At 74.1% G+C, this 2,143-nt stretch carries 3 protein-coding genes and 1 pseudogene; 3 read left to right on the top strand and 1 reads right to left on the bottom strand.

Annotated elements, in window-relative coordinates:
* From ACIY1X_RS01410 to ACIY1X_RS01400, 3 genes are all read left to right on the top strand, one after another.
* On the top strand, window positions 1-670 hold a 670-nt coding region (locus ACIY1X_RS01410; protein WP_399677463.1), incomplete at its 5' end, for a YceH family protein.
* An 84-nt stretch (window positions 671-754) separates the two neighbouring features.
* Window positions 755-1,189: a hypothetical protein gene (locus ACIY1X_RS01405; RefSeq protein ID WP_399677461.1), complete on the top strand. Its 435-nt coding sequence runs from the start codon at window positions 755-757 to the stop codon at window positions 1,187-1,189.
* Between the two features lie 85 nt (window positions 1,190-1,274).
* The gene (locus tag ACIY1X_RS01400; protein WP_399677460.1) at window positions 1,275-1,679 is read left to right on the top strand and encodes a nuclear transport factor 2 family protein; all 405 of its coding nucleotides are present in this window, start codon (window positions 1,275-1,277) and stop codon (window positions 1,677-1,679) included.
* A 17-nt stretch (window positions 1,680-1,696) separates the two neighbouring features.
* Here ACIY1X_RS01400 and ACIY1X_RS01395 read toward each other — a convergent pair.
* A pseudogene (locus tag ACIY1X_RS01395) lies at window positions 1,697-2,143 on the bottom strand (patatin-like phospholipase family protein); the annotation flags it as partial.

The following is a 2,143-nucleotide window of genomic DNA, read 5'->3' as shown; positions in this document are numbered from 1 at the left end:
GGACCCGGCGCTGCCCATCCTCTCGCCCGTCGAGGCCCGCGTGCTCGGCGTGCTGGTGGAAAAGCAGCGCACCGTGCCCGACAGCTACCCGCTCACGCTCAACAGCCTGCTCGCCGGCTGCAACCAGAAGACCAGCCGGCAGCCGGTGATGGAACTGTCCGAGGCCGAGGTGCAGGACGCGCTGGAGAGCCTGCGCCGCCGCAGCCTGGTCGACGAGACCAGCGGCGGCCGCGTGCTGCGCTACGGCCACAACGCCGACCGCGTGCTGCGCATCCCCTCGCAGTCGCTGATCCTGCTGACAGTGCTGATGCTGCGCGGCCCGCAGACGGCGGGCGAGCTGCGCATCGCCAGCGACCGCATGCACAACTTCGCCGACATCTCCTCGGTGGAGGCCTTCCTCGACGAGATGGCCGAACGCGCCGCCGGCGCGCTGGTGGTGAAGCTGCCGCGCCTGCCCGGCGCGCGCGAGAGCCGCTGGGCGCACCTGCTGGGCGGCCCGGTCGCGGCCGAGGTACTGGCCGCCGCGCCGGCGGCGCTGCCGGCCGGCGCCACCGATGCGGGCGAACTCGCGGCGCTGCGCGAGCGCGTGGACCGGCTGGAGGCCGAGGTGGCCGCCCTGCGCGGCGCGCTGGCGAAGGTCTGCGGCGAACTGGGCATCGAGGCCGGCTGAGCGCTGCCGGTCGGGCTATGGCGCCCGTCGGATGGCCGGCGCCGCCGCCGGCCGCTTCAATACGGCGCACCGGAGGTCCTCGTCATGACCAAGCCCGCTGCCGTCTGTTCCTCGCTGCGCTGCGGCCACGCCCTGGCCGAGCCGGCCGACCGATGCCCTGCCTGCGGCCGGCCCACCTGGTCCGCGCGCCGGGTGGCCGTGCTCGGCTGCCTGATGCTGGGGCTCGGCCTGCTGCTGGCGGCCGGCATGGCCGTCCTCGTCTGGCTCCTCGCGCCGGGCCTGCTGAATCCCGGCATGGCGGATGCGGGCGGCACGCGCTTCACCGGCACGGCGCCGCAGGGGCGGCAGGTGCTGTGGCTGCTGGTGCTGGTCGGCCTGTTCGGGGTGCTCAGCATGGTCAACGGCACGTGGCAGCTGGCGAGCGGCCGCCGCAGCCGGCCCATGCTGGCGGCCACCCTCGTGCTGGTGGCGGCGATCGTCTTCACCGCCTGGCGCACCGTCGCGATGCTGAAGGCGTGACGGCGGCGGGCGTCTCCCACAGGACGCCGCTGCCCCGCCGGCTGCGCTACCGTGCGGCCTTTCACTGCCCGCAGGAGGCGCTCCCATGACCACCCCGACCGCCCTCGCCGAATGGCACCGCCTGGTGCGTGAGCGCGATGCCGCCGGGCTGCCCGCGCTGCTCGACGACGATGCCGTGTTCCATTCGCCCGTGGTGCACACGCCGCAGCGTGGCAGGGCGCTGGCGGCCGCATACCTGGGCGCGGCCTTCCAGGTCTTCTTCGTCGACAGCTTCCGCTACGTGCGCGAGACGGTCGCGGCCGACCATGCGGTGCTGGAGTTCGCCGTCACCCTCGACGGCATCGAGGTCAACGGCGTGGACATCGTCAGCTGGAACGCCGCGGGCCGCATCACCGAGTTCAAGGTGATGATCCGCCCGCTCAAGGCGATCCAGCTCATCCACCAGAAAATGGCCGCGATGCTGCAGGCGCGCCAGGGCGGCGCCGGCTGAGGGCCCGCAGGCGCCGCTCAGCCGTGCGGCGCGGCGCCGCACCAGCCGAAGAAGCGCAGCACCTCGTCACGGCGGGCCAGCGTGTCGGCGCGGCCCAGGGCCATCAGCTCGCGCGTGAAGCCGCTGTCGAAGAGCAGGTAGCTGGCCAGCGCGGCCGACTGCGCCGCGCTGGTGCCGTTGCCGCCGTTGTGATGCCCGAAGGCGCGGCGCACCACGCCGGGCAGCGCGCCCACGTGGCGCGAGGCGATCACGTCGACGCGCTCCGAGGGCGAGATCACCAGCAGCTGCACCGGCCGCAGCTGGGTGTGGCGCCGCGCCTCCTCCGGGATCAGTGCCAGCGTCTGGTTGATGCGCTCGGCACGCTCCACGTCCACCGCCAGCGCGTCCAGGAAGATGCTCGACAGCGCATGGCCGGCGATCTGCGCCAGGCTGGGCTCGCCGCCGAAGGTGTTGGGGCCGGCCGC

This window comes from Xenophilus sp., from assembly GCF_044462705.1.
GTDB classification, from domain to species: Bacteria; Pseudomonadota; Gammaproteobacteria; order Burkholderiales; family Burkholderiaceae_C; genus Xenophilus; species Xenophilus azovorans.
This window is presented reverse-complemented; position numbering and strand designations above follow the sequence as displayed.

Bases quoted from the DNA above. Each gene is read 5' to 3' on its own strand.
- ACIY1X_RS01405 (WP_399677461.1), top strand. From the start codon at position 755: ATGACCAAGCCCGCTGCCGTCTGTTCCTCGCTGCGCTGCGGCCACGCC.
- ACIY1X_RS01400 (WP_399677460.1), top strand. From the start codon at position 1,275: ATGACCACCCCGACCGCCCTCGCCGAATGGCACCGCCTGGTGCGTGAG.